This is a genomic window from Caulobacter sp. GW821-FHT10E02, assembly GCF_059415225.1.
This window is the reverse complement of record NZ_JBWKMV010000001.1, coordinates 1,272,705-1,297,191: the sequence shown is the minus strand read 5'-3', so window position 1 is coordinate 1,297,191 and position 24,487 is coordinate 1,272,705. Positions and strand designations below refer to the sequence as shown.

The following is a 24,487-nucleotide window of genomic DNA, read 5'->3' as shown; positions in this document are numbered from 1 at the left end:
GGATCAGAGCCGGCGATGCTTTTGCGCGACAACCTCGGCCGCAATGCGGCGAGCGCTGGCGTCGATCATCATCGCGTTTTCGACAGCGTCGTTTTCATCGACGGCCAGGTTGCCAAGACTGTTCATACGCTCAAGGGTTCCCGCCACCGCGGCGGCAATATCGAGAAAGCCAATCCCCCGGTCAAGGAAAGCGGCCACGGCGACCTCATTGGCCGCATTCATCGCCGTCGGCGCGCCCCCGCCCAGGCGCAGGGCCTCGCGGGCGACTCCGATCAGCGGGAAGCGATCCAGGTCGGGCGATTCGAAGGTCAGCTGACCATAGGCGGCCAGGTCCAGGCGCTGCGCGGGCCACGGCAGACGGTCCGGCCAGGCGAAGGCGCACGAGATCGGGCTGCGCATGTCGGGCGGTCCCAGCTGGGCCAGGGTCGAGCCGTCGACATACTCCACCAGGCTGTGGATCACCGATTGCGGGTGGACCACCACGTCGATGCGATCCTCGGGCGTGTTGAACAGGTACGAGGCCTCGATCATCTCGAGCCCCTTGTTCATCATCGTCGCGGAATCGACCGAGATCTTGGCGCCCATGCTCCAGTTGGGATGGGCGATGGCCTGTTCCGGGGTCGCGGTGGCCATGGCCGCCTTGTCCCAGGTGCGGAACGGACCGCCCGAGGCCGTCAGGATCAGGCGCGCCACGCGGTGGGCGCAGTCGGGCTGCAGCGCCTGGAAGATGGCCGAGTGCTCGGAGTCGACCGGGATCACCGTGCCGCCGGCCGCCTTGGCGATGGCCAGCAGCGCCGGTCCGGCGCAGACGAGGCTTTCCTTGTTGGCCAGGGCGATGATCGCGCCGGTGCGGGCGGCCGCGACCGTGGGGGGCAGGCCCGCCGCGCCGACGATGGCCGACATCACCCAGTCCGCGCCCATGGCGGCGGCCTCGGCCACGGCGGTCGCGCCGGCGGCGGCGCGCACGCCGGTGCCGGCCAGGCCGTCCTTCAGCCTCTGGAGCTTGCTCTCGTCCTCGATCACCGCGACCTGCGGCGTCCAGCGTTTGGCCTGTTCGATCAGGCGCTCGACATTGCGTCCGGCCGTCAGGGCCAGGATCTCGACGTCGACGCCGGATACTTCGAAAAGGCTCAGGGTCGAAAGGCCGATCGAACCTGTCGAGCCCAGCACCACCACCTTGCGGGGTAAGGTCAATGCGCCCATCCCACGTGGTCGATCAGCCGGACGGCGGCGATGACGATCGCCGCGAACATCAGGCCGTCGACGCGATCCAGCAGGCCGCCGTGGCCCGGGATGATGTCGCCGCTGTCCTTCACGCCGAAGCGACGCTTGAGGATCGATTCCCACAGGTCGCCGGCCATGGTCGCCAGGCCGCCCAGGAAGCCGACCAGGGCCGCGGCCGGCCACACCAGCCTCAGGTGCGCGAAGTGGGCTACCAGGACCGCGCCGATGGTCGCCGCCACCAGGCCGCCGATGAAGCCGGACCAGGTCTTGTTGGGCGAGATCTGGGGCCACAGCTTGGGCCCCTTCAGCAGGCTTCCCGTCACATAGGCGAAGATGTCCGCGAACCAGGTCACCACGAACAGCAGCAGCGTCCAGTAAAGCCCGTCGGTGGGCAGCGAGCGGACCCAGACCAGGGCTATGACCGCCGGAGCGATATAGACCACGCCATAGGCAGCATCGGCCCGACGCTCGACCGCGCCGCGCGCGATCAGGCCGGCCAGGAAGGCGCCGGCCAGCACAACCGACCAGGCGATGAGAAATTGATGCAGATAGGCGGCGACGACCGCGACCGCGCAGAACAGGCCAACCACGGTGCCAACGGCGTTGGGCGACTTGGGCGCACTGATCTTGCCCCACTCACGGGCCAGCAGCGCCGTGCAGACCAGGGCCAGGGCCAGGAACCAGAAGTTCCCCAGCCAGACGGCGGCCACGACCATAGGTACGAGCACGGTGGCCGAAACCACGCGCGTCTTCAGATTACCCCAGTTGAAGCGCTTAGCCGGCGACGGCGACGTCATCGGCAGCGACCCCTCCGTAGCGTCGATCCCGACGGCGATATTCGGCGATGGCCGCCGCCAGGGCCTCGGGGCCGTAGTCGGGCCACAGCACGTCCTGGAAGACGAGCTCGGCGTAGGCGCATTCCCAAAGCAGGAAGTTCGAGATGCGGCGCTCGCCGCTGGTGCGCACGATCAGGTCGGGCGCGGGAGCCGAAGCCGTCGACAGGAAGCGCTCGAAGGTCTGCTCGGTCAGGTCCGAGGCCTTGGCCTCGCCGCGCTCGACCTTCTCGGCGAAGGCGCGGGCCGCGTCGGTGATGTCGGCTTGGCCGCCATAGTTGAAGGCCACCTGCAGGGTGAACTGGGTATTGCCCTCGGTGCGCTTCTCCGCCCGCTCGATCACCTCGGCGATGTCGGCCGAGAGCCCGGTGCGACGACCGATGATGCGGACGCGGACGCCCGCCTTGGCCAGGCGCTCCAGGTCCGATTCCACATAGGCCTTGAGCAGGCTCATCAGCTCGGAGACCTCGTGCGCCGGCCGGCGCCAGTTCTCGGTCGAGAAGCCGAACACCGTCAGCACGCCGACGTTCTGAGCCTGCGCGCCTTCAACGGTGCGCTTCAGCGCGTTGACGCCGGCGCGATGGCCGAGGACGCGCGGCATCCCCCGCTGCTTCGCCCAGCGGCCGTTACCATCCATGATAATGGCCACGTGCAGACGTTGGTCGGTCGCTTCGCCCCCGGCGCGCCCCGACACGTTCTGCGGACCGGTGGTCGCCGGCATTCGCTTCAACCTTCCCTCATCGCTCCCCACCCACTCGAAGAGGGGGCGATTAAACCTGCATGATCTCTTGCTCTTTGATTTTCAAGGCCTCGTCGACCCGCTTGATGGCCTCGTCGGTGATCTTCTGCACCTCGGTTTCCATCTTCTTGCGCTCGTCCTCAGCGATGGCGCCGTCCTTCTCGGCCTTCTTCAGGTCGTCGTTGGCGTCCCGACGGACGTTGCGCACGGCGATCTTCTGCTGCTCGGCGTACTTGCCGGCGATCTTGGAGAGATCCTTGCGGCGCTCCTCGGTCAGCGGCGGGATCGGGATGCGCAGGTTCTGGCCTTCGACGACCGGGTTCAGGCCCAGGCCCGAAGCGCGGATGGCCTTCTCGACCGAGACGACGACGCCGCGATCCCATACGCTGACATTGATCTGGCGCGGCTCGGGCACGCTGACCGAGGCCACCGCGTTTAGCGGCGTGGTCGAGCCATAGGCCTCGACCATGACCTGGTCCAGCAGGCTGGCCGACGCACGACCGGTGCGCAGGCTGGCGAACTCGTCCTTCAGGGCGGCGATGGTCTTGTCCATGCGGTCGCGGTAGCGCTGCAGGACGGGTTTCTCGGCGGCGGCCATGGCGGGCTCTCCTCGCGGTTCTCTATCTTCAGGCGGCGCGGTCGGCGGCGACCACGGTGTGGGTCCCCTCGCCTCGCAGGACGGTCAGCAGGTTGCCGCGCCCCTTGATCGAGAAGACCACGATCGGAATGTTGCTGTCGCGCATGAGCGCCACGGCCGAGGCGTCCATGACCCGCAGGTCCTTGGCCAGCACGTCCATATAGGTCAGGCGGTCGTAGCGCTCGGCCGACGGATCCTTCTTGGGATCGGCCGTGTAGACGCCATCGACGCTGGTGCCCTTGAACAGGGCGTCGCACTGCATCTCGGCGGCGCGCAGGGCCGCGGCGGTGTCAGTGGTGAAGAACGGGTTGCCGGTGCCGGCGGCGAAGATCACGACGCGGCCCTTTTCCAGGTGACGCTGGGCGCGGCGACGGATGTAGGGCTCGCAGACCGTGGCCATCGGGATAGCCGACTGCACGCGCGTCTCGACGCCGATGCGCTCCAGGGCGTCCTGCATGGCCAAGGCGTTCATCACGGTGGCCAGCATGCCCATGTAGTCGGCGCTGGAGCGCTCCATGCCCTTGGCCGCGCCGGCCATGCCGCGGAAGATGTTGCCGCCGCCGATCACCAGGCACAGCTCGACGCCCGACTTGACGATCTCGGCCACGTCCTGGGCGACGGATTGCACGGTGTTGGTGTCGATGCCGTAGGGCGTATCGCCCATCAGGACCTCGCCCGACACTTTCAGCAGGATGCGGCGGTATTTCTGAGGTGCGTTGGTATCGGACATGGGACCGCTATTCCTGAGTCGTCGGCACGCACATTACGTGCGTTCTACAGAAGTGGGGTGGGTTTTGCCAACCGTCCTCGCCCTCTGCCGGGGCTGTCGAACGGTAGGCGCAAAAAGGGCGCGGCGCGCGTCTAGACGCGCCGCGCCCTGATTGTCTGCTGGGCCCCTAAGGCCCCAGCGGTCAAGCCTTAGGCCTGGCCGGTCATCGAAGCGACTTCAGCAGCGAAGTCGTCTTGCTTCTTTTCCACGCCTTCGCCCAGGGCGAGACGGGTGAAGCCCTTGATGGTGATCGGCGCGCCCAGGGTCTTGCCGGTCTCGGCGACCAGCTGCTCGACGGTCTGGTCCGGGTTCATGACGAAGGCTTGCTTCAGCAGCACGACTTCTTCCAGGAACTTGCGGATGCGGCCTTCGATCATCTTCTCGACGACGGCGGCCGGCTTGCCCGACTCCAGAGCTTGCTCGGTGAACACGGCCTTTTCACGCTCGATGGCGGCCGGGTCCAGATCGTCCGGCGACAGCGACAGCGGGGCGGTCGCGGCGACGTGCATGGCGATCTTGCGGCCCAGCTCGCGCAGGGCGGCCTTGTCGCCGGTCGACTCGACGGCCACCAGCACGCCGATGCGGCCGAGGTCCGGCGCGGTGGCGTTGTGGATGTACGAGGCGACGACGCCGTTCTCGACCGTCCACTTGGCGGCGCGACGCACCATCATGTTCTCGCCGATCGTGGCGATCAGGTTGGTCAGGTGGTCCTGCACGCTTTCGCCGCCGGCCAGCTTGGCGGCGGTGATGGCGTCGACCGAACCGTCGGTGGCCAGGGCGGCGCCGGCGATCTGACGGGCAGCGCCCTGGAACAGGTCGTTACGCGACACGAAGTCGGTTTCGGCGTTCACTTCGACGGCCGTGGCGGTTTCGCCAGCGCCTTGGTCGGCGGTGGCGACGGCCACCAGGCCTTCGGCGGCGGCGCGGTCAGCCTTCTTGGCGGCCTTGGACAGGCCCTTGGCGCGCAGCCAGTCGATGGACGCTTCGATGTCGCCGTTGTTCTCCGACAGCGCCTTCTTGCAGTCCATCATGCCGACGCCGGACTTTTCGCGCAGTTCTTTGACCAGCGCAGCCGTGATCTCAGCCATGGAAAATCTCCATATTCAAACGGTTAGCGACCGAGCCTGCACCCAGTCGTAATCTCTAATGCGTAAGCGACCGGGCTTGTTAGCCCGGTCGCATGTCAGGGTCGCGACGGTCCCCGGTCCCGGGCCAGGCCCGGTGGGGACGCGTGGGAAATCAGCCTTCGGCCGATTCCGGAGCAGCTTCGGCGGCGGCTTCAACCGGCGCTTCCGGAGCGGCTTCAACAGCAGCTTCCGGGGCGGCTTCGGCAACCGGTTCCGGAGCCAGAGCGCGAGCCAGGGCCGGCTCGGTCGGGTTCACGGCGGCGCCCAGGTCGACGCCCGAGCCGGCTTGGCCAGCGGCCAGACCGTCCAGGACGGCGTCGGCGATCAGGTCGCAGTACAGCTGCAGGGCGCGGGCGGCGTCGTCGTTACCCGGGATCGGGTAGGTGATGCCGTCCGGATCGCAGTTGGTGTCGAGGATGGCGACGACCGGGATGTTCAGCTTGCGGGCTTCCAGGATCGCGATCGCTTCCTTGTTGGTGTCGATCACGAACATGATGTCGGGGATGCCGCCCATGTCCTTGATGCCGCCCAGCGACAGTTCCAGCTTGTCGCGCTCGCGCGTCAGCTGCAGCAGTTCCTTCTTGGAACGACCTTGACCTTCGCCGGCCAGGACGCCTTCCAGCTCGCGCAGACGCGCGATCGAGCCCGAGACGGTGCGCCAGTTGGTGAGCGTGCCGCCCAGCCAACGGTGGTTCACATAATATTGGGCGCAGCGCTTGGCGGCCGTGGCGACCGGGTCGCTGGCCTGGCGCTTGGTGCCGACGAACAGCACGCGGCCGCCGGCGGCGGCGACTTCACGGACCTTCACCAGGGCTTGGTGCAGCAGCGGGATCGACTGCGACAGGTCGATGATGTGGATGTTCGAGCGCGAACCGAAGATGTAGCGGTCCATCTTCGGGTTCCAGCGGTGCGTCTGGTGACCGAAGTGGGCGCCGGCTTCCAGGAGCTGACGCATGGAGAATTCGGGAAGAGCCATCGGGCCTATATCCTTTTTCCGGTTGAACCTCCGCGGACACCCCCGTTCCAGACCATTCTGGAGCGGGACCGGAACGGCGACGCCGGGATGTCTCCCCGATGCAACCGAACGTCCACGTGTGGAATGGCCGCGCAGATAGTCTCTCAGCGGAGAAAAAGCAAGCCCTCGGCGTGATCGCTCGCGTCGCCGGCACGGTTGATCCGCCGCCGGACCGTCGATCGCAAGATCCATCCCCCGAAACCTGGGGCCATCCACCGACGTTCCACAGACAGGCCGGAAGGCTGTCGCCATTCCGACATACTGATGTGGCCCGCTCGATCTGGCGACGTCGTTACCACGGCATAGCTGGAGGACGCCTCATGCTCGCGGTCTTCGACCTGGACGGAACCTTGCTGGACGGTGATTCCACGGGCCTGTGGCTCTGGGGTCGGGTCAAGCGCTCGCCCTTACGCGCCCTGGCGGTCTTGGCCGTGGCGCCGATCGCCGCGCCCCTGGTGATCATCCCGCGCACGCGCCGGCTCGGCGCCTCCATCCTGCTATGGATCGCCACGGCCGGTCTCGGCGAGCGGGCCCTACGCGAATCGTGCGCGCGGTTCGGAGAGGCCTTCCGGGCGGGCGACAGCGCTCTGGCCTGGCGCGCCGGCGGCCTCACGGCCCTGAAGGACCATCTGGACGCCGGCGACCGGGTCGTGGTGGTCACCGCCGCGCCTGTCATTCTGGCCGAAGCGCTGATCGGGCCGCTGGGTCATCCGATCCAGGTGATCGGCACCTCCTTGAAGCGCCGCGGCGGCGGCTGGGTCGCCGACGTCCACTGCCGCAACCAGCGCAAGTGCCAGGCCTTGGCCGAGGCCGGCCACGGCGCGCGCTGGGCCTATGCCTATACCGACAGCCTCGACGACCTGCCCCTGCTGCGTGGCGCGGAGACGCCGGTGATCGTCAAGGGCGGCAAGAAGGCCGAGCGGCGGCTGTTCCGGGCGGGGTTGGCCAATGGACGGGCGGCGGCTTGGTGATCAGGCGGTAAGGTTGATCGCCCTAACGAACCTTCCCCCTCACCCCATGCCGAACTTGCCTGTCATCCTTGCGCCCGCTCTATTCAACGGATGAGCAAGAAGCGATCAAGGACCAGCCCTGGGACAGGTCCAAGCTATCTGGACAAAACGCTTGAGCAGCTCGATGGAGAAACATGGGGCGAGCCGGAGTATGGATCCTATGTGGTTCGTACGGCCCACGCTCTGCGCAAGAAGCCCCTTAGCGCTCTTTCCGACGAAGAGTTGCGCCTAGCCTTGAGCCAGAGCCTAGGCCTACCCTGGATCGCGGAACTCGCGATGCTGCGCCTGGAGGAAGATCCGTTCCGCTCCGGCGACTTCCACCATGGCGACGTCCTGGCGAGCGCACTGCGACTCCCGCTGGACTTCTGGAGCGGTCAACCCGCTCTGGCCCAGCGCTTCAGGGCGTTGGTCGATGCGGTTGACGCCGTCACCACGCAACTCGAGCACGAGGAGCAGTCCGAGCTCAGGGCCGCGCTCGACGCCTACCGGGACGCCTAGAGCGGCGCACTGAACGACGGCGAGCATCCTCTGAACCGGCCGCGCTCTCAGACAGCGCCGGCCGCCAGCTCCTAGAACGACTTACCGTCCACCTGTTGCGGCTTCAGCGCGAAGACGTCGACACCGTCCAGGCAGCGGACATTGATGGCCGCCATCTTGTCCCCGTTCGGGGCCGTACCCAGGCCGAACGACTGGATGCCGCAGGTCTCGCAGAACAGGTGTGAGATCTTGTGGGTGTTGAACTGGTACTCGGTCAGGGCGTCCTGGCCGCTCTGGAGCTCGAAGGCGCTCTCCGGCGCGAACGCCATGATCGCGCCCAGCTTGCCGCAGCGCGAGCAGTTGCAGCTGATCACATTGTCCAGCGACACATCGACCGCATAGCGCACGCGCCCGCACTGGCAACCGCCTTCATGCTTGGCCATCGTTCTCTCCCACATCGGCCCGCTTCGGGCTCTCACTTACCGAAATAGGAATATATTCCTAAACGTCTTCCAGTAGCGCCACGCCCGGCGCGGTCTTCAGCGCCCCGCGCAGAGCGGCATCCAGCGTGTAGCGACCTGGCAGACGCAGCTCGACCTCGCGGCCGCCGCCGATAGCCGCGATGAAGGTCACCTCCCCGCCCTTCTGACCCTGGGCGGGTTCGAGGCGGCGCCGGAGCGCTTCGATCTCGGTCGCCGACGGCGACAGGTGGACGCGCAGGCCGGCCACGACGTTCTCGATGGCCTTCTCGAGCGGCTCGGCGTCGTCACCGAAGAAGCGGACCTCGCCGTCGCGGGCCTTGGCGCGGACCTTGATGACCACGGCCTTGCCCGGCTCCAGCACCTCACGGCACTTGCGCAGGCTCTCGGGGGGGAACAGCACCTCGTACTCGCCGGACGGGTCCGACAGCGAGACGAAGGCGAACTTCTCGCCGCTCTGCGAGGCGCGCTCCTGGCGACGACGGACGACCCCGCACATGCGCAGGGCTTCCATGCCGGCCTCGGCCTGACCCATGGCCTCGGTCACCAGCGCCACGCGCTTGCGGCGCAGCATGCCGACCACGTCCTCCAGCGGGTGACCGGTCAGGTAGAAGCCGACGGCCGACAGTTCCTCGTCCAGCAGGTCGACCTGGTTCCAGTTCTCGGTCTTCGCCAGGCGCGGACGGCCCGCGCCGGGGTCCGAGCCGAACAGCCCGCCCTGCCCGCCCTGGCGGTCGGCGTGGCAGCTCTGGGCGTGGGCGATCAGCACGTCGGCCGAGGCCACGATCTGGGCGCGGTTCTTGTGGATCTGGTCGAAGGCTCCGGCCCGGGCCAGGTTTTCGATGGCGCGCTTGTTGACCTGCTTGGGGTCGATCCGTTCGACGAAGTCGAAGATGTCGCGGAACGGCCCGCCCTCTTCGCGGATCGCCACCAGATGCTTCATGGCCTCGAGGCCGACGTTGCGGATGGCGCCCAGGGCGTAGAGCACCTCGCCGTTCTCGACCTCGAAGTCGGCGCCCGAGACATTGACGTCCGGGGCCCGGACATTGATCTCGAACTTGCGGGCGTCCTGGTGGAAGACGGCCAGCTTGTCGGTGTTCGACAGATCGAGGCTCATCGAGGCGGCGAAGAACTCGACCGGCGTGTTGGCCTTCAGCCAGGCCGTTTGGTACGAGATGAAGGCGTAGGCGGCGGCATGCGACTTGTTGAAGCCGTAACCGGCGAACTTGGCCACCAGTTCAAAGATCGAGCCCGACTGTTCCTCGGGGACGTTCTTTTCCTTGGCCCCGGAGACGAAACGGATCTTCTGGAGATCCATCTCCTCCTTCTTCTTCTTACCCATGGCGCGACGCAGAAGGTCGGCTTCACCCAGGCTGTAGCCCGCCAGGATCTGGGCGATCTGCATCACCTGTTCCTGGTAGACGATGACGCCGTAGGTCTCCTTCAGCACCGTCTCCAGCGACGGGTGCAGGGTATCGACGGGTTTGCGGCCGAACTTACAGTCGACGAAGGTGTCGATGTTATCCATCGGGCCAGGGCGATAGAGCGAGATCAGCGCGGTGATCTCCTCGATCGAGCCGCAGCGCATCTTGCGCAGCGTGTCCCGCATGCCCTGACTTTCAAGCTGGAACACGCCGACCGTCTGGCCGGAGGCGAGCAGTTCGTAGGTCTTGGTGTCGTCGAAGGCCAGCTTGCCCAGATCGATCTCGAAGCCGCGCTTCTTCAGGTGCTTCACCGCGCGGTCCAGCACGGTCAGGGTCTTCAGGCCCAGGAAGTCGAACTTCACCAGGCCGGCGCTCTCGACCCACTTCATGTTGAACTGGGTGGCTGGCAGGTCCGAGCGCGGATCCTTGTAGAGCGGGGTCAGCTGGGTCAGCGGCCGGTCGCCGATGACCACGCCGGCGGCGTGGGTCGAGGCGTTGCGGAACAGGCCTTCCAGCTGCAGGGCCACGTCCAGACAGGCCGAGACGTTGGCGTCTTCCTTCTTGGCCTGCTTGAGACGCGGCTCAAGATCGATGGCCTGGGCCAGGGTCACCGGCGCGGCCGGGTTGTTGGGCACCATCTTGCAGAGGCGGTCGACCAGACCCAGCGGCAGCTGCATCACGCGACCGACGTCGCGCAGCACGGCCCGCGCCTGTAGCGAACCGAAAGTGATGATCTGGGCCACGCGGTCGCGGCCGTACTTCTCCTGCACGTAGACGATCACCTCTTCGCGCCGCTCCTGGCAGAAGTCGACGTCGAAGTCGGGCATGGAGACCCGCTCGGGATTGAGGAAGCGCTCGAACAGCAGGCCAAAGCGCAGCGGATCGAGGTCGGTGATGGTCAGCACCCAGGCGACCAGCGAACCAGCGCCCGAACCCCGCCCGGGACCGACTGGGATGCCGTGGTTCTTCCCCCACTTGATGAAGTCCGACACGATCAGGAAGTAGCCGGGGAAACCCATCTTCTTGATGATGTCGAGCTCGAACGCGAGCCGCTTCCAGTACTCTTCCTCAGGTGCCGCGAGGGTCAGGCCCTCAAGACGCATCCTCAGGCCTTCCTCAGCCTGGTGCGTCAGCTCCTCAGCCTCGTTGCGGCCATCGCCGGTCGGAAAGCTGGGCAGGATGGGGTCGCGCTTGTGCACCATGAAGGCGCAGCGGCGGGCAATATCGAGGGTGTTGTCGCAGGCTTCCGGCAGGTCGGAGAACAGCTTGCGCATGTCCGCCGCCGGCTTGAACCAGTGCTCGGGCGTAACGCGGCGACGCTCGTCCTGTCCGACGAACGAGCCGTCGGAGATGCACAGCAGCGCGTCGTGCGCGTCGTAGAAACTTTCCTTGGCGAAATAGACATCGTTGGTGGCGACCAGCGGCGCGTCGTGCTCGTAGGCCCAGTTGACCAGGCCCGGCTCGGCCGCCGCCTGCTTGGGCAGGCCATGGCGCTGGAGCTCGACATAGAAGCGGTCGCCGAACACCCGCTGCATCTCGGCCAGGGCCGCCGAGGCCTCGGCCGTCTTGCCGGCGGCGAACAGCGCGTCCACCGGACCGTCGGTGCCGCCCGACAGCAGGATCAGGCCTTCGCTGTATTCGATGACCTTGGCCCAGGGCACGATCGGCTCGGGCAGTTCGGCGCTGTCGAGATAGGCGATCGACGACAGTTCCGAGAGGTTCAGATAGCCCCGCTCGTTCTGGGCCAGCAGCATGATCGTCGGGGCCCGGGCCCAGCGCTCGGTCGGGCCGCCGCCGATGCCGGTGATCGGGATGGCGCAACCGATGATCGGCTGGACCCCCGCGTCCTTGGCGTAGGACGAATATTCAAGCGCCCCGAACAGGTTGGCGCGGTCGGCGATAGCCGCTGCCGGCATGCCGATCCCGGCGGCCAGCTTGCCGATCTGATCGGCCTTGATGGCGCCTTCCAGCAGCGAATAGGCCGACCGGACCCGCAGGTGGACGAAGCCTTGTCCTTCCCCCTCCGCCATCTGACCGACCTCCGCTACACGACTCAAGCCACCAGGTTGGCGACCGTACACATCATCCAGACGAAGCTGGCGACCGACACAAGGGCCAAAGACTCACGGGCGATACGGATCATAGGAGCCTCCACAGATTTCTTGTTTTGTTCCATATTCCGCTTTTGTTCTGTTCACAAGATGTTCCGCGACGTTCCACCGCATTTTCTTGAGCCGAGTCACTCGATAGGCCGCCAGCCGCAGCGATAATCGATATGGCCAAGGCGCGCGGATCGGTTCAGACCGGGCCCATGCGCCTGATCATCGACACCGACACCGCCGGCGACGACGTCTTCTCGCTGATGCTCGCCCTCACCCGCCCCGACGTTACGGTCGAGGCGATCACGATCGCCCATGGCAATGTCGGCTTCGTCCAGCACGCCGAAAACGCGCTGGTGACGCTGGAGATGTGCGGCAAGGCCGGAGAGGTTCCGGTCTATCTGGGCGCCCAGGCCCCGTTCACCCGCGCGCCGCTCGACGCGGCCTATGTCTTCGGCCACGACGGCATGAGCGACAGCGGGTTCGCCAAGGCCGCCCAGCGTCCCGCCGACGGCCACGCGGTCGACGAGTTGGTGCGACGGATCATGGCTGCGCCCGGCGAGATCACCCTGATCGCGCAGGCCCCGCTGACCAATATCGCCCTCGCCTACCTGCGCGAGCCGCGCATCGCCAAGGCGCTGAAGCACCTTTGGGTCATGGGCGGCACGGACAACGGCGTCGGCAACGTCACCCCGGCGGCCGAGTACAATTTCTATGTCGATCCGGAGGCGGCCAAGATCGTCGTCAACGCCGGCTTCAACCTGTCGATCGCCACCTGGACCCTTACTCTTCAGGACGGCCTGTGGAACACGGCGCAACTGGCTGAGCTGGAAGCCCTGGGCACCGACAAGGCCAGGTTCTTCACCGACGTGAACCGCGCCTCCCTCGCCTTCGCCCGCGAAACCGAGGGGCTGGACGGCAGCCTGCACCCGGACGCCCTCACCTGCGCCATCGCCTTGGACGAAAGCCTGATCCTGGAAGCCGAGGACTGCGTGGTCGATGTCGAGACGATGGGCGAACTGACGCGGGGCTATTTGAGTGTCTCGCACTCGATCCTGCCGGATATCGAGATCGCGGACCCGGCCCTGAAACGTCGACTACCCAACGCAAGGGTCATCAAGAAGATCGACCATGCCGGTTTCTTCGAGGCCATGAAGAGCGCGCTGCTTTAACCTTATCGAAGGCGCTTCGGCCCAGATTTCGGGCCATGGGACGGAACGGCGTATCACTTCTGGTCTTATGGCTGAGCTTGGCGGGCGCCGGTACGGCGCACGGCGAAGCCGACCTGTTCTCTCGCGACACCATCTCCGGCCTAGTCGATCTGCGTCTCGTCGCGGCGAATGGCGAAACCTCCTGGGTCGACGGCGCGGTCGGCAAGGCTCGGTTCGGCGACGGCCATCAGGGCCCGCGGCTGGGTGAGGCCGCCCTGGTCTGGAACCCGCGCTTCTCTCACACCGTCTCGGCCGTGGTCGTCGGCGAAAGCCAGGACGGCCAGCGGCATTTGGTGGACCTTGGCGAAGGCTATCTGGCCTACCGCTCCCGCCCCGGCTCGGCCCTGCGGCTATCGGCCCGCGCCGGCGTGTTCTACCCGCCGATCTCGCTGGAGCATGACGGCCTGGACTGGTCCGTGCCCGACACCATCACGCCCTCGGCGATCAACACCTGGGTGGCCGAGGAGACCAAGGTCGTCGGGATCGAAGCCACGCTCCGGCGCACGATCGCTGGCCAGACCTTCAGCCTGACCGCCGGCGGCTTCAAGAACGGCGACACCTCGGGCACCGAACTGACCTTCCGCGGCTGGGCGCTGCACGACCTGAAATCGCCGGTGTTCGGCCGCTTCCCGCTGCCGCCGCTGAGCCCCCGCATGGCCATGCGCCAGGCGCCGTCGACCACGCCATTGGCCGAGATCGATGGACGGCTCGGCTACTATGGCCGCATCGAGTGGCGGCCGTCGTCGCGGCTGGCCTTCGATCTCTTCCGCTACGAGAACGAAGGCGACCGGACCAGCGTCGACGACCGCCGTGAGTGGTCATGGGAGACGCGGTTCTGGAACCTGGGCATGCGCTTGGACCTCGACTCCGTCGCCGTGAAGGCCCAGGTCATGACCGGCGAGACCCTGATGGGCTATTCGAACGCCTTGGGCCTGTGGGCCGACATGGGGTTCGAGGCGGCCTATGTCTCGGCGACCAAGGCGCTGGGACCAGGGTCTGCGACCGTGCGCTACGACCACTTCTCGACGACCGACCGCACCAACAAGGCGACGGACAATAACGCCGAGCACGGCTGGTCGGCCCTGGCGGCCTATCGCTGGGATGTGCGGCCCAACGCCCAGATCGTGGTCGAGGCGCTGTATATCGACAGCTTCCGCCGCGACCGCGCGCGGCTGGGCCTGGCGCCCGCCCAGGACCAGACGGTCCTGCAGACGGCCTTCCGCCATCAGTTCTAGCTGAACCGCTGAGCTTCCAGGTGCCCGTCCTTGAGGGCGAGCACGCGATCCATGTAGCGGGCCAGCTCCATGTTGTGCGTGGCGATCAGGGCCGCGACGCCCTGCTCGCGGCAGGTCTGGTACAGCGCCTGGAACACCGCCGAGGAGGTTGCCGGATCGAGGTTGCCGGTCGGTTCATCGGCCAGCAGCAGCTTGGGGCGATTGGCCAGCGCCCGGGCGATGGCGACGCGCTGCTGTTCGCCGCCGGACATCTGGGCCGGCTGGTGGGTCATGCGATGACCCAGGCCCAGGCCCTCCAGCAGTTCCTTGGCGCGCGCCTCGGCCTCGCGGCGGCTCTTGCCGGCGATGGTCAGGGGCATGGCCACGTTCTCGAGGGCCGAGAACTCGGGCAGGAGATGGTGGAACTGGTAGACGAAGCCGACCGTGCCGAGGCGGATGCGGGTGCGGGCGCGCTCGGAGAGCTTGGAGCAGTCGCGGCCTTCCAGGGCCACCAGCCCGGCGTCGGGATGCTCCAGCAAGCCCGCCGAGTGCAGCAGCGACGACTTGCCCGAGCCCGAGGGCCCGATCAGGCCGACGACTTCACCCGGATAGACGTCGATATCGACGCCGCGCAGCACGGGCAGCGGACCGGCCTCGGTCTTGTAGACGCGCTCGACCCCGCGCAGGGCCAGGATGGGATCACTCATAGCGAAGCGCCTCCACCGGATCGAGGCGCGAGGCGCGCATGGCCGGCGGCAGGGTCGCCAGGATGCTCATCAGGGCCGACAGCGCGACGATGCCGCCGACCTCGGTCCAGTCGATCTTCGCCGGGATGTGCGAGAGCATGTAGACGTCGGCGCTGAACACGGCGGTGCCGCTGACCCATTCCACGAAGTTCTGGATCGGGGTGATGTAGGCGCAGAACACCACGCCCAGGGCCAGGCCACACAGGGTGCCGGCGACGCCGATCGAGGCGCCGGCCATGACGAAGATGCGCAGCACAGCGCCCTGGCTGGCGCCCATGGTGCGCAGGATGGCGATGTCCTTGCCCTTGTTCTTCACCAGCATGACCAGGCTGGAGATGATGTTCAGGGTGGCGATGGCGACGATGCAGAACAGGATCAGCCGCATCACCTTCCGCTCGACCTGGAGCGCGGTGAAATAGCTGTGATTCTTGTCCTGCCAGTCGCTGACCAGCGCGCCGGGGCCGGAGGCGACCTCGACGTCGTGCTTGTATTCCTTGGCCTTGTCCGGGTCGTCGACCTTGATCTCGACATAGTCGACCGAGGTGTCGCGACCGAAGAAAAGCTGAGCCTGCTCCAGCGGCATGTAGATGAAGGCCTCGTCGAACTGGCTCATGCCCACGCTGAACAGGCCGCCGACGATGTAGTTCTTCTCGCGGGTCGAGGTCCCGAACGCCGTGGCCGGGCCCGAGGGCGAGATCAGGGTGATCGGGTCGCCGGGCTGCACGCCCAGGGTCTGGGCCATGCGGTCGCCGATCAGGACGATGTCGCCGCCGTACTCGCCCTGGCCGAAGCCCTGCAGTGAGCCCTTCTTGATGTTGCTGGAGATCAACGACATGTGGCGCAGGTCGCCCGCGGTCACGCCGCGCACGATGGCGCCGGTCACCTGCGTGGGGCCGATGACCATGGCCTGGGCCTCGACCATCGGCGCGGCCTGGGTGACCCCCGGCGCGGCCTTGATGCGACGGATGATGGTGTCGCGATCCGGCCCATTGATCAGCGGCGACTGGGCGTAGAGGTGGCCGTTGAAGCCGACGATGCGGCCCAGCAGCTCGGCCCGGAAGCCGTTCATGACGCTCATCACGGTGATGAGGGCGAAGACCGCCAGCATCACCGCGCAGAACGAGATGACCGCGATCAGCGCCACGCCGCCGTTCTTGCGCTTGGCGAACAGGTACCGGGCAGCGACAGAGCGCTCCCAGCGACTGAAGGGACCGGCGGCGCGGATGTCTGGCATCAGGCGGTCTTGCTCTTGGTCAGGCCGTCGAGGACCGATTCCAGCGAGGCGGTGTGACGCTCGCCGGTCTTGCGGTTCTTGATCTCGACCACGCCCTCGGCGATGCCCTTGGGACCGACGACCAGCTGCCAGGGCAGACCGATCAGATCCATGGTGGCGAACTTGGCGCCGCCGCGGGCGTCGGTGTCGTCGTAGAGCACGTCCTTGCCGGCGGCCTTGAGCGCGTTGTAGGCCGTCTCGCAGGCCGCGTCACAGGCGGCGTCGCCCTGGCGCATATTGACGATGCCGACATCGAACGGCGCGACGCCTTCCGGCCAGATGATGCCGGCGTCATCATGGCTGGCCTCGATGATCGCGCCCAGCAGGCGCGAAACGCCGACGCCGTAGCTGCCCATCTGCACCGGCACGTCCTTGCCGTCCGGACCGGTGACCACGGCCTTCATCGGCTCGGAGTACTTCGTGCCGAACGAGAAGATGTGGCCGACCTCGATGCCGCGAGCCGACAGGCGATCGCCTTCCGGCAGCGCGCCGAAGGCGGCTTCGTCGTGCATTTCCTCGGTCGCGGCGTAGAGCGCCGTGCGCTGGTTCACCAGCGGCTGCAGGTCGCCGTACCAGTCGACGTCCGGACCCGGGGCCGGCATCTCGACCAGGTCCTTGTGGCAGAAGACGGCGCTTTCGCCCGTCTCGGCCAGGACGATGAACTCGTGGCTGAGGTCGCCGCCGATCGGACCGGTGTCGGCGCGCATCGGCACGGCCTTCAGGCCCATGCGCTCGAACAGGTTCAGATAGGCCACGAACATGCGGTTGTAGGCCTTACGCGCGCCCTCGGCGTCGAGGTCGAAGCTATAGGCGTCCTTCATCAGGAACTCGCGGCCGCGCATCACGCCGAAGCGCGGGCGGGTCTCGTCGCGGAACTTCCACTGCACGTGATAGAGGTTCTTGGGCAGGTCGCGGTAGCTGCGCACCGAGCCGCGGAAGATCTCGGTGATCATTTCCTCGTTGGTGGGCCCGTACAGCAGCTCGCGCTCGTGGCGATCGGTGATGCGCAGCATCTCCGGGCCATAGGCGTCGTAACGCCCCGACTCGCGCCACAGGTCGGCCAGCTGGAGCGTCGGCATCAGCAGTTCGATGGCGCCGGCGCGATCCATTTCCTCGCGGACGATCTGTTCGATCTTCTTCAGCACGCGGAAGCCCAGTGGCAGCCAGGCATAGATGCCCGCCGCTTCCTGGCGGATCATGCCGGCGCGAAGCATCAGCTGGTGCGAGACGATCTGGGCGTCGGACGGTGCTTCCTTCAGCACCGGCAGGAAATAGCGCGACATGCGCATGCGCGTGGAAACTCCGGGGAATTCAAGGAGGCCTGAGATAGCCTCTCGTCCGACAGCTTGGCAACGCGCGAGGCTAAAGTAAGGCTCCGAGCCTGAATAAAAGAGAGGCCGCGCGGATCGCCGCGCGGCCTTTCAAGTCATCGTCGGGGAAGACGCCACAGAGCGAGACCGGCAAGGCCGATCTCCTGAAGTCACCTTACCAACCGAACATGTGTTGGGGCACGATCCTGCGAGGGAAGCGCTAACAATGAGGCCGTTCGCCCAAGCCTTGGGCGATTGAAGGCAGATTGCCCACCTCGCGCCCAAGGCTTGTGCATCCGCACGCCTGCGCCGTGGTCACTTCCAGTCCGGCAGGTCGGGCAAGTTGATCAGGTTGAAGTGGATGGTCAGGAACAGCAGCACGAACACGACGGCCGAGACCCAGGTCGTGGTGATGAACTTGCGCTTCAGGTTCGGATTGATCGGCGCGCCCGGGTCGCCGCCGCCCGGCGGCTTGATACCGGCCTCGTGGTAGCTGCGCGAGCCCAGCGGCAGAACGGCGAACAGCACCGTCCACCAGATGGTCAGGTAGATCGCGAACCAGGTGATCGGGCTCATCAGTGAGCTTCCTTGGGGGTTTCCATGAGCTCGACCAAGAGGCCGCCCATGTCCTTGGGGTGAACGAAGATGATCATCGTGCCGTGGGCGCCGATGCGGGGCTCGCCCAGCACGGTCGCGCCCTTGGCCACCAGATCGTCGCGGGCTTCGTAGATGTTCTCGACCTCGAAGCAAATGTGGTGCTGGCCGCCCTTCGGGTTCTTGGCCAGGAAGCCGTGGATCGGCGAGCTCTCGCCATACGGCTCGATCAGTTCGATCTGGCTGTTGGGCAGATTGACGAAGCAGACCCAGACCCCCTGCTCCGGCATCGCCCACTTCTCGGTCACCGAGGTGGCGCCCAGCAGGTCGCGGTACATCTTCACCGAGTCGTCGATCGAGGGCGTGGCGACGCCGACGTGATTGAGCTTGCCGATCATGGTGTCTTCTCCCTAGCCGCCGAACGTACCAATCGGGTCGCTGAAAGCCGAGTGCAGATCGTTCAGCCGGCTGATCGGCATGTAGAAGCTGCAGCCCTTGCACGGCTCGGGCACGCCGCAGCCCTGCCAATCCCACAGCGCCTTCACGCGCTCCGAGCCCAGCAGCTCGGCCAGGCTGGCCTCGCGGATATCGCCCAGCATCAGGGCCGTCTTGCCGTCGAAGTCGGCGCAGCCGCAGAACGACACCTTGCCGCTCGACAGCACCTGCAGGCTGATCAGCGGCAGGGCGCACTGCTCGGTGTTCTGCTGGGCAGGCATCCACTCGGCGTCCAGCGGCAGCGGCTTGGACGTGTCGAAGACGGTCCAGTTGGCATAGGTCTTGGTGCCCGGCAGCGACAACTGGCCGGGTTCGACGCCGGCGCGCTCGGCCACATCGGCCAGCCAGGCCTCGACCTCGTCAGCCGTACGGTCGCGCAGGTGCCGCGCGCCGAGGCCGACCTTGGCCACGCCGAAGATGCGGATCAGCCGGCCCAGCGACTCCATGAACTGGTCGTACTGGTCCTTGCGGGTCATCAGCGCGAACTCTTCGGCGTCCAATCCGTACACGGACACCGTGATGCGGTCGAAATAGCCGGCCAGCTCGGCCAGCTCTTCGTCCGTATAGAGATAGGCCATGGTGGCGTTGGTGATCGCCGAGACGCGTGAGATCGCCGGCGTGGCGCGCAGCAGCTTCAGGCGCTCCAGCAGCTGCTTGTCCAGCAGCATCTCGCCGACCATCGGCGTCAGGGTCACCGGCCCGCCGCCCAGCGCCGCGTAGTCGGCCACGACCTTGGCGAACACCGCCATGTCCATGCCCTGCTTCTTGCGGGTCTGGATCGAGTACGGGCAGATCACGCAGTCGTTGTTGCAGATATTGACCGTCTCGATGCTGATCGCCAGCGGACGGAAGCGGCCCCGGTGGGTGAAGTACGAGATCCGCTCGGGCCGATAGATGGCCGGGAACTTGGCGATCGGGTGGCCCGAGACGCGCTCGCGATATTCCGGCGAGCTGATGATCTCGGCCTTGATGTCCTCGATCGTCGCGCCCCGCCCCATCCAGGCCACGCAGGCGGCCAGGGCGTCGGGATCCGGCTCGCGCTTGAGCAGGTCCTGGTAGAGGTGGCGGACGATCTGGCCGGCGTAGCCGTTCTCGCCGGCCGCTTCGATCGGCGGGGCCGACGTCTGAGGCTCGGCGGAACGGCTACGGCGGAAGATCACAGGCGCAGGACCGTCGTTTCCACGACCGGCTTGCGTTCCCAGATGCGGAACGCGGCCTTCTTCACGGCGCGGGAGATGGCGCTCTCGATCGCCTCGTCCTGCTCGCGGGTGTCGCCGGCGAGCTTCTTGTAGGCGGTCTCGGCTTCCTCGGCGAGGTCGTCCAGGGCGTCGTCGAGGCTGTACTCCTCGTCGCCGGTCAGGCCGATGCCCCGGACCTGCGGGCCCGAGACGATGCGGTTGCGGCCGTCCAGCACGATCGACACGGCCAGCATGCCGTTGAACGCCGCGTGACGGCGCTCGCGCAGGGCGTCGCCGTTCTCGGGCGTCACCACGCCGCCGTCGACGTACAGGCGACCAGCGGGCACCTCGTCGATAATCTCCGGATGGCCCGGCGCCAGGCGCACCATGTCGCCGTTGCGCGGGCTAACGGCGTGCGGGACCTGCAGATCCTTGGCGAAGGCGGCGTGCTCGATCAGGTGGCGGCGCTCGCCATGGGTCGGCACGGCGATCGTGGGACGCACCCAAGCATACATCTGGCGCAGCTCTTCACGGCACGGGTGGCCCGAGACGTGGATGCCGGGCGTATCGCGCTCGGTGTGCAGGCGCACGCCGCGGTCGGCCAGCTTGTTCTGCAGGTTGCGGATCGGGATCTCGTTGCCCGGGATGACGCGCGAGCTGAAGACCACGTGGTCGCCCTGCCCCAGCTTTACGTGCGGGTGGCTGCCGTCGGCGATGCGCGACAGGGCCGCGCGGGCCTCGCCCTGGCTGCCGGTGCAGAGGAACAGGACCTGATCCTCCGGCAGGTGCTTGGCCTGGTCGTCATTGACGAACGGCTCCAGGCCCTGCAGCAGACCCACCGACCGCGCGGCGGCGGCCATGCGGTGCATCGAGCGGCCGGCCAGGCAGACCTTGCGGCCGCAAGCCTGGGCGGCGCGGATCACGGTGTCCATGCGCGCCACGTTCGAGGCGAAGCAGGCCACGGCGATCTTGCCCGACAGGCTCTTGATCAGGCCACCCAGCGCCTCGCGGACGTCAGCTTCCGAACCGGCCTCGCCCTCGACGAAGACGTTGGTGCTGTCGCAGACCATGGCCAGCACGCCCTCGTCGCCGAGGCGGCGGAGGGCAGCGTCGTCGGTCGGGGCGCCCAGTTGGGGCTCGGGATCGATCTTCCAGTCGCCGGTGTGCAGGATCGTGCCCAGCGGCGTCTTGATCGCCAGGCCGTTCGGCTCGGGGATCGAGTGCGTCAGGGTGATCAGTTCCAGGTCGAACGGACCCAGCGAGAACTTGCCGCCCAGCGGCACCTCGGTGATCGGCACGTCGTCCAGGATGCCCGCGTCACGCAGCTTCTCGCGCAGCAGGAAGGCGGTGAACGGCGTGGCGTAGACCGGCGCCTTCAGGCGCGGCCACAGCCAGTGCACCGCGCCCAGGTGGTCTTCGTGGGCGTGGGTCAGGACGATGCCGATGATGTCCTTGGCGTAGGGCTCGATATAGGACGGGTCCGGCAGGATGATCTCGACGCCGGGCGTCGTCTGGTCACCGAAGGTCACGCCCAGGTCGACCACGATCCACTTGCGATCGTGCGACGGGCCAAAGCCGTACAGATTGAAATTCATGCCGATCTCGTTCGACCCGCCCAGCGGCAGGAAGACGAGCTCGTCGCTCTTGGATTTTTTCATCAGGTCTCGGAAATGGTGTTTCGACGATAGATTTCGAGAAGACCCCGTATCGTCAGGTCGGAGTCGAAGTGGTCGATGCTGTCGGTGGCGCCCTCGAACAACGAGGCGACGCCGCCGGTGGCGATTACGGTCATGGGCTCGCCGCGCTCGGCCTTGATGCGCGAGACGAGGCCCTCAATCAGGGAGATATACCCCCAGAAGACGCCCGATTGCATGGCCGAGACGGTGTCCGTCCCCACGATCCTGTTACCGGCCGGCCGCTGGATGGCGATCCGGGGCAGCTTGGCCGCCGCCTCGTGCAGGGCCTGCATGGAAAGATTGATGCCGGGCGAGATGATCCCGCCCTCGAACGCGCCGTCGGCCGCCACGATGTCGAAGGTGGTGGCCGTGCCGCTGTCGATGACGATCAGCGGGCCGGAATAGACCATCGCCGCGCCGATGGCGTTGACCAGGCGGTCGGCGCCGGCCTCGGACGGCTTCTCGATGCGGACGTCGATGCCCAGCTTGGCGTTCTCGCCGATCACCAGCGGTTCGACGTTGAGGTAGCGACGGCTGAGGTTGCGCAGGTTGAAGATCGACTGCGGCACGACGCTGGAGATGATCACCGCGTCGATGGCCCGGAAGCCGATGCCCTGCATCGACAGCAGCTGCGAGAGCCAGACCACGTATTCGTCGGCCGTGCGGGTGCTCTCGGTCGCCGCGCGCCACTGGGCCAGCCACGACTGACCGTCGTGGATGGCGAACATGGTGTTGGTGTTGCCCTGTTCAATGGCGAGAAGCATCAGGCAGCTCCAAAGAAGACATCGCCGGCGGTGATCCGGCGGACACGGCCGTCGTCCAGACGCAGGCGCAAGGCCCCGTCGCCGTCCAGCCCCTCGGCGATCCCCTCGACCGTCTCGGTCCCCAGGCGGGCTATGCAGGTCTCGCCCAGGCCATGGGCTCGAGCCGTCCAGGCGTCGGCGATGGCGGGGAAGCCCAGCGAGCTCCAGACGCGCTGCCAGCGCTCGAAGGCCTCGGCCAAGCATTGGGCGGCTTCAGGCGCCGTCGGCGGCGGGACTTCGCGATAGGTGGCGATCGAGGTGCCGGGGCGCTCGCTGTCGATCGGCTTGCGGGCCAGGTTGACCCCGATGCCGACGGCCAGCCACAGGCCGCCCAACGGCGACGCGCCGGACTCGATCAGTATGCCGCTGACCTTCAGGCCGCCCAACAGCGGATCATTGGGCCATTTCAGGCTGACGAGGGACGCGGGCACGTAGTGGCCCAGCATGTCGGCGACGGCCAGGGCGGCGACGAACGAGAGCTGGGCGGCCTCGCCCGGCGGCTTGTCGGTGCGCAGGAGCAGCGTGGCGGCGAGGTTGCCCTCGCCCGTTTCCCAGGCCCGGCCGCGACGTCCGCGGCCGGCGGTCTGGCAGAGGCCGACCAGCCACACGGGGCCGGCCTCGCCCGCCTCGGCCCGACGACGGGCTTCGGCGTTGGTGGAGTCGATCTCGTCGAGGACGACGACGGGCGGAACGCCCGTCACGTCACGCGTGACCAAAGGCGGCCGCGGCGGCCTTGGCGGCGGGATCCAGCCAGACCAGCGCCACGAGCACGATCGGGAACGAGAAGAACGCGGCCGCGATGCCGACGGCGCGAGCCGAAGGCGACGGGGCGTCCACCGAACCGGCCGGCGCGTCGAACCACATCGATTTGATCAGGCGCAGGTAATAGAACGCCGCGACGACCGAACCGACCAAGCCCAGCACGGCGGCCCATTGCAGGACCACGTCGCCTGCGCCCATGGCCGCCTTGAACACATAGTACTTCGACCAGAAGCCCGAGAACGGCGGCAGGCCCAGGGCCGACAGCGAGAACGCGGTCATGGCCAGGGCGACACCCGGGCGTTCTTTGATCAGGCCCGCCATGTCCTCGATGGTCTCCATCGGCTTGCCGTTCCGGTTCAGCGCCTGCAGGCAGGCGAAGAAGCCGGTGACGTCGACCATGTAGAGCACCATGAAGACCAGCATCGCATGCAGGCCCACCTCGCCGCCGGCCGCGACGCCCAGCAGGGCATAGCCGACATTGGCGATCGAGGAATAGGCCCACAGGCGCTTGAGGTTGGTCTGGGCCAGGCCCGCGAAGGCGCCGACGAAGATCGACAGCAGGGCCGCGATCACCAGGATCTGGCGCCACTGGTCGGTGGCGGTCGGGAAGGCGTCGCCCAGCACGCGAGCGAACATCATCATGGCCGCCAGCTTCGGCGCGGCGGCGAAGAAGCCGACGACCGGGGTCGGGGCGCCTTCGTAGACGTCCGGGGTCCACATGTGGAACGGCGCGGCCGAGACCTTGAACGCCAGGCCGCAGATGAGGAACACCAGGCCAAACAGCAGGCCCGTGCCGTGCGAACCGCCGTGGGCGGCGGCCATGGCGATCTGGCTGAAGTGGGTCGAACCGGTGAAGCCGTAGATCAGCGAGCTGCCATACAGCAGCAAGCCCGACGACAGCGCGCCCAGCACGAAGTACTTCAGGCCCGCTTCCGACGACTTGGCGTCGTCACGGCGCATGGCGGCCAGAACGTAAAGGGCCAGCGACTGCAGCTCGACGCCGACATAGAGGCTGATCAGGTCGCCGGCCGAGGCGGTGACGCCCATGCCCAGAGCGGCCAGGATCACCAGCACGGCGTATTCGAACTTCTGGTCGTCGCGCTGGGCCAGCCAGCGGTCGCCCAGCACCACGGCGATGGCGCTCGACAGATAGATGGCCACCTTGGCGTAGGTCGCCGCGGCGTCGGCCGCGTAGACGCCGCCGAAGGCGCGGCCGTGCGGACCGAGGACGGCCGTAGCGGCGGCCGCGATCAGCGCCGCGACGGCGGCCAGGGTGAAGATGGCCCCGACCTTGCCCCGGAAGGCGCCGGCGACCAGCAGAACCAGCGCCGCGATCGCGAGAACGATCTCAGGCAGGACGAGCGTGAAGTGGGCGGAAAAGGTCATAGGCTC

At 67.1% G+C, this 24,487-nt stretch carries 24 protein-coding genes and 1 pseudogene; 4 read left to right on the top strand and 21 right to left on the bottom strand.

What is annotated here, in order from left to right:
• Positions 1–3: 3 nt before the first annotated feature.
• The 7 genes from dxr to rpsB form a co-directional block, all read right to left on the bottom strand.
• Positions 4–1,203 carry a 1-deoxy-D-xylulose-5-phosphate reductoisomerase gene (dxr, locus tag AC07NI_RS05790; RefSeq protein WP_494616744.1) on the bottom strand — a complete coding sequence of 400 codons (1,200 nt, stop codon included), beginning with the start codon at positions 1,201–1,203 and terminating at the stop codon, positions 4–6.
• Entirely contained in the window at positions 1,191–2,021 is an 831-nt protein-coding gene (locus AC07NI_RS05785; RefSeq protein WP_494616743.1) for a phosphatidate cytidylyltransferase, read from the bottom strand. Before AC07NI_RS05785 ends, dxr begins: the two co-directional genes overlap by 13 nt.
• Positions 1,999–2,778 (bottom strand): polyprenyl diphosphate synthase, encoded by a 780-nt coding sequence (gene uppS / locus AC07NI_RS05780; protein WP_494616742.1) that lies wholly within the window; start codon positions 2,776–2,778, stop codon positions 1,999–2,001. The genes AC07NI_RS05785 and uppS overlap by 23 nt, the downstream gene beginning before the upstream one ends.
• Positions 2,779–2,827: 49 nt before the next feature.
• Complete coding sequence (gene frr / locus AC07NI_RS05775) at positions 2,828–3,394, bottom strand: ribosome recycling factor (RefSeq protein ID WP_492810893.1); 567 nt, start codon at positions 3,392–3,394, stop codon at positions 2,828–2,830.
• Between the two features lie 28 nt (positions 3,395–3,422).
• Entirely contained in the window at positions 3,423–4,163 is a 741-nt protein-coding gene (gene pyrH / locus AC07NI_RS05770) for a UMP kinase (protein WP_494616741.1), read from the bottom strand.
• A gap of 188 nt (positions 4,164–4,351) precedes the next feature.
• On the bottom strand, positions 4,352–5,290 hold the full coding sequence (tsf, locus tag AC07NI_RS05765; protein ID WP_494616740.1) for a translation elongation factor Ts: 939 nt from the start codon (positions 5,288–5,290) through the stop codon (positions 4,352–4,354).
• Positions 5,291–5,441: 151 nt separating this feature from the next.
• Positions 5,442–6,305, bottom strand: a complete 864-nt coding sequence (gene rpsB, locus AC07NI_RS05760; RefSeq protein WP_494616739.1) for a 30S ribosomal protein S2 — start codon at positions 6,303–6,305, stop codon at positions 5,442–5,444.
• A gap of 359 nt (positions 6,306–6,664) precedes the next feature.
• Between rpsB and AC07NI_RS05755 the strand changes: the two genes are divergently transcribed.
• Positions 6,665–7,315, top strand: a complete 651-nt coding sequence (locus tag AC07NI_RS05755) for a haloacid dehalogenase-like hydrolase (RefSeq protein ID WP_494616738.1) — start codon at positions 6,665–6,667, stop codon at positions 7,313–7,315.
• Positions 7,316–7,405: 90 nt separating this feature from the next.
• A complete protein-coding gene (locus AC07NI_RS05750) occupies positions 7,406–7,852 on the top strand; it encodes a contact-dependent growth inhibition system immunity protein (protein ID WP_494616737.1) in 447 nt (148 codons plus the stop codon).
• 71 nt (positions 7,853–7,923) lie between these two features.
• Here AC07NI_RS05750 and AC07NI_RS05745 read toward each other — a convergent pair whose 3' ends face one another.
• The 3 genes from AC07NI_RS05745 to sidA are packed head-to-tail and all read right to left on the bottom strand — an operon-like array spanning position 7,924 to position 11,877.
• Positions 7,924–8,274 carry a GFA family protein gene (locus tag AC07NI_RS05745; protein WP_494616736.1) on the bottom strand — a complete coding sequence of 117 codons (351 nt, stop codon included), beginning with the start codon at positions 8,272–8,274 and terminating at the stop codon, positions 7,924–7,926.
• A 58-nt stretch (positions 8,275–8,332) separates the two neighbouring features.
• Positions 8,333–11,764, bottom strand: coding sequence for a DNA polymerase III subunit alpha (dnaE, locus tag AC07NI_RS05740; RefSeq protein ID WP_494616735.1), 3,432 nt, complete (start codon positions 11,762–11,764; stop codon positions 8,333–8,335).
• A gap of 23 nt (positions 11,765–11,787) precedes the next feature.
• Positions 11,788–11,877 carry a cell division inhibitor SidA gene (gene sidA / locus AC07NI_RS05735; RefSeq protein WP_099577629.1) on the bottom strand — a complete coding sequence of 30 codons (90 nt, stop codon included), beginning with the start codon at positions 11,875–11,877 and terminating at the stop codon, positions 11,788–11,790.
• A 168-nt stretch (positions 11,878–12,045) separates the two neighbouring features.
• Here sidA and AC07NI_RS05730 point away from each other — a divergent pair, with 168 nt between their 5' ends.
• Positions 12,046–13,005: a nucleoside hydrolase gene (locus tag AC07NI_RS05730; protein ID WP_494616734.1), complete on the top strand. Its 960-nt coding sequence runs from the start codon at positions 12,046–12,048 to the stop codon at positions 13,003–13,005.
• A gap of 77 nt (positions 13,006–13,082) precedes the next feature.
• The gene (locus AC07NI_RS05725; RefSeq protein WP_494616733.1) at positions 13,083–14,279 is read left to right on the top strand and encodes a hypothetical protein; all 1,197 of its coding nucleotides are present in this window, start codon (positions 13,083–13,085) and stop codon (positions 14,277–14,279) included.
• Here AC07NI_RS05725 and AC07NI_RS05720 read toward each other — a convergent pair.
• The 11 genes and pseudogenes from AC07NI_RS05720 to nuoN form a co-directional block, all read right to left on the bottom strand.
• Positions 14,276–14,965, bottom strand: a complete 690-nt coding sequence (locus tag AC07NI_RS05720; RefSeq protein ID WP_494616732.1) for an ABC transporter ATP-binding protein — start codon at positions 14,963–14,965, stop codon at positions 14,276–14,278. The two genes, AC07NI_RS05725 and AC07NI_RS05720, sit on opposite strands and share 4 nt — an antisense overlap.
• A complete protein-coding gene (locus tag AC07NI_RS05715; protein ID WP_494616731.1) occupies positions 14,958–16,238 on the bottom strand; it encodes a lipoprotein-releasing ABC transporter permease subunit in 1,281 nt (426 codons plus the stop codon). The genes AC07NI_RS05720 and AC07NI_RS05715 overlap by 8 nt, the downstream gene beginning before the upstream one ends.
• Positions 16,238–17,566, bottom strand: coding sequence for a proline--tRNA ligase (gene proS, locus AC07NI_RS05710; RefSeq protein ID WP_494616730.1), 1,329 nt, complete (start codon positions 17,564–17,566; stop codon positions 16,238–16,240). The genes AC07NI_RS05715 and proS overlap by 1 nt, the downstream gene beginning before the upstream one ends.
• 98 nt (positions 17,567–17,664) lie before the next feature.
• Positions 17,665–17,872, bottom strand: a pseudogene (locus AC07NI_RS05705) (hypothetical protein); the annotation flags it as partial.
• A gap of 30 nt (positions 17,873–17,902) precedes the next feature.
• Complete coding sequence (locus AC07NI_RS05700; protein WP_494616729.1) at positions 17,903–18,163, bottom strand: DUF1467 family protein; 261 nt, start codon at positions 18,161–18,163, stop codon at positions 17,903–17,905.
• Positions 18,163–18,579: a methylmalonyl-CoA epimerase gene (mce, locus tag AC07NI_RS05695; protein ID WP_454760122.1), complete on the bottom strand. Its 417-nt coding sequence runs from the start codon at positions 18,577–18,579 to the stop codon at positions 18,163–18,165. Before mce ends, AC07NI_RS05700 begins: the two co-directional genes overlap by 1 nt.
• A gap of 12 nt (positions 18,580–18,591) precedes the next feature.
• Positions 18,592–19,836 carry a radical SAM/SPASM domain-containing protein gene (locus AC07NI_RS05690; RefSeq protein ID WP_494616728.1) on the bottom strand — a complete coding sequence of 415 codons (1,245 nt, stop codon included), beginning with the start codon at positions 19,834–19,836 and terminating at the stop codon, positions 18,592–18,594.
• Positions 19,833–21,512: a ribonuclease J gene (locus tag AC07NI_RS05685; RefSeq protein WP_494616727.1), complete on the bottom strand. Its 1,680-nt coding sequence runs from the start codon at positions 21,510–21,512 to the stop codon at positions 19,833–19,835. The genes AC07NI_RS05690 and AC07NI_RS05685 overlap by 4 nt, the downstream gene beginning before the upstream one ends.
• A complete protein-coding gene (locus AC07NI_RS05680; RefSeq protein ID WP_494618288.1) occupies positions 21,512–22,297 on the bottom strand; it encodes a type III pantothenate kinase in 786 nt (261 codons plus the stop codon). The genes AC07NI_RS05685 and AC07NI_RS05680 overlap by 1 nt, the downstream gene beginning before the upstream one ends.
• Positions 22,294–23,049 (bottom strand): biotin--[acetyl-CoA-carboxylase] ligase, encoded by a 756-nt coding sequence (locus tag AC07NI_RS05675; RefSeq protein ID WP_494616726.1) that lies wholly within the window; start codon positions 23,047–23,049, stop codon positions 22,294–22,296. Before AC07NI_RS05675 ends, AC07NI_RS05680 begins: the two co-directional genes overlap by 4 nt.
• Positions 23,036–24,481: an NADH-quinone oxidoreductase subunit NuoN gene (nuoN, locus tag AC07NI_RS05670; protein ID WP_494616725.1), complete on the bottom strand. Its 1,446-nt coding sequence runs from the start codon at positions 24,479–24,481 to the stop codon at positions 23,036–23,038. Before nuoN ends, AC07NI_RS05675 begins: the two co-directional genes overlap by 14 nt.
• Between the last annotated feature and the right edge of the window lie 6 nt (positions 24,482–24,487).

Coding starts and splice junctions, on each gene's coding strand:
- dxr (WP_494616744.1), bottom strand. CDS start 1,203: ATGGGCGCATTGACCTTACCCCGCAAGGTGGTGGTGCTGGGCTCGACA.
- AC07NI_RS05785 (WP_494616743.1), bottom strand. CDS start 2,021: ATGACGTCGCCGTCGCCGGCTAAGCGCTTCAACTGGGGTAATCTGAAG.
- uppS (WP_494616742.1), bottom strand. CDS start 2,778: ATGCCGGCGACCACCGGTCCGCAGAACGTGTCGGGGCGCGCCGGGGGC.
- frr (WP_492810893.1), bottom strand. CDS start 3,394: ATGGCCGCCGCCGAGAAACCCGTCCTGCAGCGCTACCGCGACCGCATG.
- pyrH (WP_494616741.1), bottom strand. CDS start 4,163: ATGTCCGATACCAACGCACCTCAGAAATACCGCCGCATCCTGCTGAAA.
- tsf (WP_494616740.1), bottom strand. CDS start 5,290: ATGGCTGAGATCACGGCTGCGCTGGTCAAAGAACTGCGCGAAAAGTCC.
- rpsB (WP_494616739.1), bottom strand. CDS start 6,305: ATGGCTCTTCCCGAATTCTCCATGCGTCAGCTCCTGGAAGCCGGCGCC.
- AC07NI_RS05755 (WP_494616738.1), top strand. CDS start 6,665: ATGCTCGCGGTCTTCGACCTGGACGGAACCTTGCTGGACGGTGATTCC.
- AC07NI_RS05750 (WP_494616737.1), top strand. CDS start 7,406: ATGAGCAAGAAGCGATCAAGGACCAGCCCTGGGACAGGTCCAAGCTAT.
- AC07NI_RS05745 (WP_494616736.1), bottom strand. CDS start 8,274: ATGGCCAAGCATGAAGGCGGTTGCCAGTGCGGGCGCGTGCGCTATGCG.
- dnaE (WP_494616735.1), bottom strand. CDS start 11,764: ATGGCGGAGGGGGAAGGACAAGGCTTCGTCCACCTGCGGGTCCGGTCG.
- sidA (WP_099577629.1), bottom strand. CDS start 11,877: ATGATCCGTATCGCCCGTGAGTCTTTGGCCCTTGTGTCGGTCGCCAGC.
- AC07NI_RS05730 (WP_494616734.1), top strand. CDS start 12,046: ATGCGCCTGATCATCGACACCGACACCGCCGGCGACGACGTCTTCTCG.
- AC07NI_RS05720 (WP_494616732.1), bottom strand. CDS start 14,965: ATGAGTGATCCCATCCTGGCCCTGCGCGGGGTCGAGCGCGTCTACAAG.
- AC07NI_RS05715 (WP_494616731.1), bottom strand. CDS start 16,238: ATGCCAGACATCCGCGCCGCCGGTCCCTTCAGTCGCTGGGAGCGCTCT.
- proS (WP_494616730.1), bottom strand. CDS start 17,566: ATGCGCATGTCGCGCTATTTCCTGCCGGTGCTGAAGGAAGCACCGTCC.
- AC07NI_RS05700 (WP_494616729.1), bottom strand. CDS start 18,163: ATGAGCCCGATCACCTGGTTCGCGATCTACCTGACCATCTGGTGGACG.
- mce (WP_454760122.1), bottom strand. CDS start 18,579: ATGATCGGCAAGCTCAATCACGTCGGCGTCGCCACGCCCTCGATCGAC.
- AC07NI_RS05685 (WP_494616727.1), bottom strand. CDS start 21,512: ATGAAAAAATCCAAGAGCGACGAGCTCGTCTTCCTGCCGCTGGGCGGG.
- nuoN (WP_494616725.1), bottom strand. CDS start 24,481: ATGACCTTTTCCGCCCACTTCACGCTCGTCCTGCCTGAGATCGTTCTC.